Here is a 5,242-nt window from a genome sequence, read left to right as displayed (position 1 = left end):
ACAAAAATAGGCTGTGGAGCAAACTTTCTCCACAGCCTGCAGAAAGTACAACTTTCTTGGAGTTTATATGACAATGAATTTGAAACAAAGATTGAAAAACATTGTAAAAATTGTGGGCATACCACCCTTTTTACTGATACAAATATTCGTAGACATAACGCAAATGGAAAAAACATTTACCGTTTTGCCATTTATAAATGTCCTAAAGGCCATACGTGGAATAAGAAACTTCAAATTTACAAATCGTTTTCTGATCATGTCGAAACGCTTGATGTGTTTCAGAAAGAACAAGATGAAACAACCACTACTATTTCAATTATGCAATATAAAGAAAACGATACTACACAAATAAACATTACACTAGAAACCGTTTTAGGCTCTCATCGCATGGATAAAGCACTCGCAGCGTATATTTCAGATTGGAGCCGCACCGCGATTGTAGATCGAATCAAAAACGGACACATTCAGTTGAATGGACAACAGATGAAACCAAATACAACGCTTGCTGAAGGTGACCTTATTTCAATTTGCCTGTAAAAGAGACACATATGCTACAAATAATAAAAGGTACACTTAACCAATTAGATGAATTAGATGCTATGTATATGCAGTGTAAAGAAGACCTATTACAAAAGCAGATTTACCAATGGGATGACTCTTATCCGACGCGTGAAACAGTTTCCTACCACTTAGAAAATAACGAGCTTTATTGTCTATATGAAGATGATTCAATCGTTGGTGCCGTCGTTTTGAACGAATATCAGTCCCCAGAGTATACGCTTATTGATTGGTCAAAAATGGAGGGGCGTTTTCTCATTGTCCACTCTTTTGTCATCCATCCTAACTCCCAAGGAAAAGGATATAGCAAAGCATTATTATCCTTTTGGGAAAATGAAGCGAAACAACAAAACTATGCTGGTATACGATTAGATGCCTTTACAGGTAATCCCGTTTCATTACGTCTATATAAAAAAAACGACTATATGTGCCGCGGCGCTGTGTATTTTGCAAGTAAACCACAGCCTTACAATTGGTATAACTGCTATGAAAAAATATTCGACTAAAAAAATTCCTCTTACGTCTATGTAAGAGGAATTTTTTTACTTCTTCATTTTTCGTAATACAAAGTGTGCACAACCAAAATTACAGTACTCATATAAGTACTCTGTTAATGTACTAATTTTCGTATCATACGTCGCACGTTGGTTACTATCGTCAAAAAAGCCGCGCAATCTAAGTTGATCGTACCCCCAGTCACCAACGATATAATCATATTTATTTAAAATTTCTGCATAGCGCTCTTTAAATGCTTCTTCACGAAAACCGTTACGATAGTCTTTAATTACTTCGTACTGAACATTATTAATGCTCACTGTAACATGAATCTCTTGCTTTTGCTCCATCATTAACTTCCTTTCTAAGCATTCTTCTTTTTATCGTATCACAAAGCCTAACAACCAACAATTTCAAATACAAAAAATTGAAAAGTAGTAAATGCTATGGGGAAGGAGGTGATACATCGTGAAAAAACAAATGATACTCTCTCTTCTCACTCTTTTCTTATTTGCTGGTTGCCAAACGGCCAATAAAGCTGAAATGGAACGTGAGGAAGGGAGTCGCGTTCTTGTTTCTAATAAAAATGATATGTATCATACAGAAAATACAAATACGCGCCTTACAAGAGTCGGTTACTCATCTAAAGAAAAAGATGAAGTATCTAACAAACAAGTAGGCGTGATTAACCGTGAGAAAGTAGCAGAAATGATTACAAATATGACAGTAAATCTTCCGGATGTCACAAATGCTGCCACCCTCGTTACAGATGATGAAGTATTTGTTGTATACCGCGCCAATACAACTGATCCTGCACTTGTGACAGACCAAGTATATAAAACAGCTTTGTCCATCGTTCCTCGCTATTATAAAGCATATGTATCAACAGACCAAAAATTGATTTCGCAAATTCAAGGACTGCAATCTGGTACATTAAACAATAAGGAATATGAGCAAAGCCTTGATATGCTAAAACGCGAAATGGGGAAAAATCCGCATTTGAATAATAGTCAAAATGCTACGCTAAACGACATGATTAAAAAATAAAAAAGATGGCGGCTGTCCACTTGAGACAGCCCCATCTTTTTATTTTTTACGGTTATCTGCATATACTGCCATTGCATCACACATAAACTGTGCTAACCCTTCTCCAAATTGATCAATATTTTTTGTAAAGCGTTCATCATCGACGTACATTTGTCCTAATCCTTTAAATGCCTCTAATGAATATTGACCAAAGTTTTGCAAGTAATCATACCATACTTGGATCGCTTCTTGTGCTTCTTTAGAATCAGGTGCACCATTTCGAAGCGTAGCTAGTTTTCGATAAATTGCATTAAACTCCTCTTGCTTTTCCTTAGGCATGCTAGCTGCTGCTTTATTTGCTTTATCAACAGCTTCGTCTCCCCATCTCTTACGTGCTTCCTCTTCATATGGGTTATGACTAAAATCAAATCCTTCAAATTTTTCTTTATTCGTCATGTCAATCTCTCCTTTTGTATGCTTAATCGTCTTATCAATTGTCGCAATCACCTTATCCAGTCGAGCTCGCTTCTCTAGTAGCATTTTCTTGTGCAACGTAAGCGCCTCTTCCCGGTCAAACGAAGGACTCATGATAATTTCTTTAATCTTCTTTAAAGGGAAGCCAAGCTCTTTAAAAAATAAAATTTGCTGTAACGTCTCTAAATTTTCATTAGAATACAGACGATAACCAGAACCCGTTATCTCATCCGGTGTTAAAAGCCCAATTTCATCATAATGATGTAGTGTGCGCACACTAATACCAACTAAATTGGCTACTTCTTTCACTCTCATTGTCATGATTTCGCCTCCCTCAATACATACAATAAAGTATCACGCAACGTAAGAGTCAATAGGAAAAAACTCTTTTTTCATCACTTCTATTTTCACTAAGATAAGCCATTTCCTCCACATTCCCCTCATTTTCCTGCATAATATAAGAGTACATACATTAGAAAGTGGTGAAAAGTATGGTCTCAAATGCTGTAATTGCTAGTATGATTACCCAGCTTGTACTCTCGGTTCTCATTCCGGTTATTGTACTTGTTTATTTCCGAAAAAAATACCATATAAACTGGAAAGTTGTTGGAGTTGGCGTTCTTATCTTTATCGGATTTGCGCAAATTCTCGAAACACCTTTTCACGTATTTATGTTAGGAAATCCAACAGTATCCGAATTATTGAAAAATCCATTTCTCTATGCCATCTATGGTGGACTCACTGCTGGTATCTTTGAAGAGTTGGGACGATTCATAGCCTTCTTCTATTTACTTAAGAAATACCAAGAATATAAAGATGGTTTAGCATATGGAATTGGACATGGGGGAATTGAATCTATTTCAATTGGAGCACTAGCTAGTCTTCAAACCCTTTACTTTGCTATTTCAATCAATAATGGAAGTTTTTCAAAACTTATTGAAAAATCTCCTCAGCTCAGTCAAGTACAAGATATATTGCTTAATACTCCTTTCTATTTATATCTACTTGGTAGTTTAGAAAGGATCATGGCACTTGTCCTTCAAATTGCTTTTACAATGCTTGTATTATATGGCGTAAAGCATAAGAAATATATTTTTGCTGTATACGCTGTACTTTTCCACGCCTTTGTGGACTTCTTTGCGGCTCTTTATCAAAGACAAGTTATCAACATATTTATCGCAGAAGGCATTACAGTTGTGTTTACAATTTGCGCCTTTATTCTTATTTGCAAAATGAAAGAAAAACTGACAATTGAACCATAAAAAAGCTGAGCCAACATGGCTTAGCTTTTTTAATAGAGGACTTTATTTTCTCTTTGTCGAAGTATGTTATGGTCAACTTACAAAGTGAGGGATGAGTGTTGAAGAAGCTTATTTTAGTACGTCACTGCTCAGCTACTGGCCAAGAGCGTGAAGCAGAACTAACGACTGACGGGAAAAATGAAGCGAATATTCTTGCTGAATTTCTCATTACGAATAACTTACAAATAGACGCCATTATTTCAAGCCCTTTTACTCGAGCAGTCCAATCCATTGCACCTTTTGCATTACGAGCCAATTTACCAATGAAAGAAGATGAGCGCCTAGAAGAACGTAAATTAAGCGGGAATCCAATGGAAGATTGGTTACAAAAACTCGAACATACTTTTACAAATATAGATATTGCCTTTTCAGGCGGAGAGTCAACAAAACAAGCGATGGACCGTGCTGCATCGCTGATTCAAGATGTTTTAAAACAAGAACATCACGTAACACTACTCGTTACGCATGGAAACTTACTAACACTCATTTTAAAGTACTTTAATGATCAAATTGGTTTTCAAGAATGGAAAAGCTTAAGCAACCCCGATATTTATGAAATTACAATTGATGAACGAACAACAATCTACAGGTTATGGGGAAATACCAAGCAAAATCATTACACTAAATAACATTGAACATATTTGTTATGCAATTTCCTTGTTATATTCAAGAAAGTGCAGAGCCTATCCATCATAACCATGTAACATCCCTATCGAATGCATTCAGTTGACATCGCGAGAAGATGCCTGACATGCTTCCTGTGTCTTTACAACATGCGGAGCTTTTTATAACAGAGACTTTTGGATACTTGAAATTGTAAGGATGAACATGCACTAAATATAGAAAGGGGTATTACCAAAATATGTACGAAGAAGTAATCTCTTTATTACATAAAACAAATGCTTCCTATGAAAAATTTGAACATGAACCAGTTCTCGATTACGAAACGGATCGAGTCGTTCGTGAACGTCTTGGCTTACAAGGCACTCCAAGTAAAAGCTTATTTTTAAAATCAAAATCTGGATCCTATTATGTTTTCTTCACATTAGAAGGAACTCGTCTCGAGAGAAACGAAATGAAGGAAATCACTGGGCAACGCTTATCCATTTGTTCACCTGATGAACTAAGAGAACAAACAGGATGTATTCCGGGATGTGTCGCTCCTTTTGGCTATTCACAGGATGTGACAATTATTGTGGATCGTTCCATCTATGCCTATGAAAAAATTTTAATTACACCTGGTGTTCCGGAATTTACAATTGAATTATCCACAGAGGAATTGAAAAAGATTTTATCCACATGTCAAAATACCGTTTTAGAATACGGAAAAGAGAGCTGATTTCAGCTCTCTTTTTCAGAGTGTTGGGAAACCCTTTAGGGTTTCCGAC

8 protein-coding genes are annotated in these 5,242 nt (G+C 36.2%); 6 read left to right on the top strand and 2 right to left on the bottom strand.

Annotated features, from left to right (window positions below; all coding sequences use genetic code 11):
• The first annotated feature begins 36 nt into the window (after positions 1–36).
• On the top strand, positions 37–537 hold the full coding sequence (locus Y7E_RS0106675) for a hypothetical protein (protein WP_026049122.1): 501 nt from the start codon (positions 37–39) through the stop codon (positions 535–537).
• A gap of 11 nt (positions 538–548) precedes the next feature.
• Positions 549–1,064 carry a GNAT family N-acetyltransferase gene (locus Y7E_RS0106670; protein WP_026049121.1) on the top strand — a complete coding sequence of 172 codons (516 nt, stop codon included), beginning with the start codon at positions 549–551 and terminating at the stop codon, positions 1,062–1,064.
• Positions 1,065–1,100: 36 nt separating this feature from the next.
• On the opposite strand, the gene Y7E_RS0106665 is transcribed toward Y7E_RS0106670, so the two are convergent.
• Positions 1,101–1,403, bottom strand: a complete 303-nt coding sequence (locus Y7E_RS0106665) for a YutD family protein (protein WP_017150512.1) — start codon at positions 1,401–1,403, stop codon at positions 1,101–1,103.
• Positions 1,404–1,521: 118 nt separating this feature from the next.
• Between Y7E_RS0106665 and Y7E_RS0106660 the strand changes: the two genes are divergently transcribed.
• Complete coding sequence (locus Y7E_RS0106660; RefSeq protein ID WP_017150511.1) at positions 1,522–2,100, top strand: YhcN/YlaJ family sporulation lipoprotein; 579 nt, start codon at positions 1,522–1,524, stop codon at positions 2,098–2,100.
• A 39-nt stretch (positions 2,101–2,139) separates the two neighbouring features.
• Here Y7E_RS0106660 and Y7E_RS0106655 read toward each other — a convergent pair whose 3' ends face one another.
• Positions 2,140–2,874, bottom strand: coding sequence for a MerR family transcriptional regulator (locus Y7E_RS0106655; protein ID WP_017150510.1), 735 nt, complete (start codon positions 2,872–2,874; stop codon positions 2,140–2,142).
• A gap of 170 nt (positions 2,875–3,044) precedes the next feature.
• On the opposite strand from Y7E_RS0106655, the gene Y7E_RS0106650 reads away from it, so the two are divergent.
• The 3 genes from Y7E_RS0106650 (at position 3,045) to Y7E_RS0106640 (ending at position 5,193) form a co-directional block, all read left to right on the top strand.
• Positions 3,045–3,815, top strand: coding sequence for a YhfC family intramembrane metalloprotease (locus Y7E_RS0106650; RefSeq protein ID WP_017150509.1), 771 nt, complete (start codon positions 3,045–3,047; stop codon positions 3,813–3,815).
• A gap of 98 nt (positions 3,816–3,913) precedes the next feature.
• Complete coding sequence (locus tag Y7E_RS0106645) at positions 3,914–4,483, top strand: histidine phosphatase family protein (RefSeq protein WP_017150508.1); 570 nt, start codon at positions 3,914–3,916, stop codon at positions 4,481–4,483.
• A gap of 233 nt (positions 4,484–4,716) precedes the next feature.
• Positions 4,717–5,193 carry a YbaK/EbsC family protein gene (locus Y7E_RS0106640; protein WP_017150507.1) on the top strand — a complete coding sequence of 159 codons (477 nt, stop codon included), beginning with the start codon at positions 4,717–4,719 and terminating at the stop codon, positions 5,191–5,193.
• The last annotated feature ends 49 nt before the right edge of the window (positions 5,194–5,242 follow it).

Source organism: Bacillus bingmayongensis (genome assembly GCF_000299035.1).
In the GTDB taxonomy this organism is placed as follows: Bacteria; Bacillota; Bacilli; order Bacillales; family Bacillaceae_G; genus Bacillus_A; species Bacillus_A bingmayongensis.
Note: the sequence above shows the minus strand (reverse complement) of the source record. Positions and strands in the feature narration are given on the sequence as shown.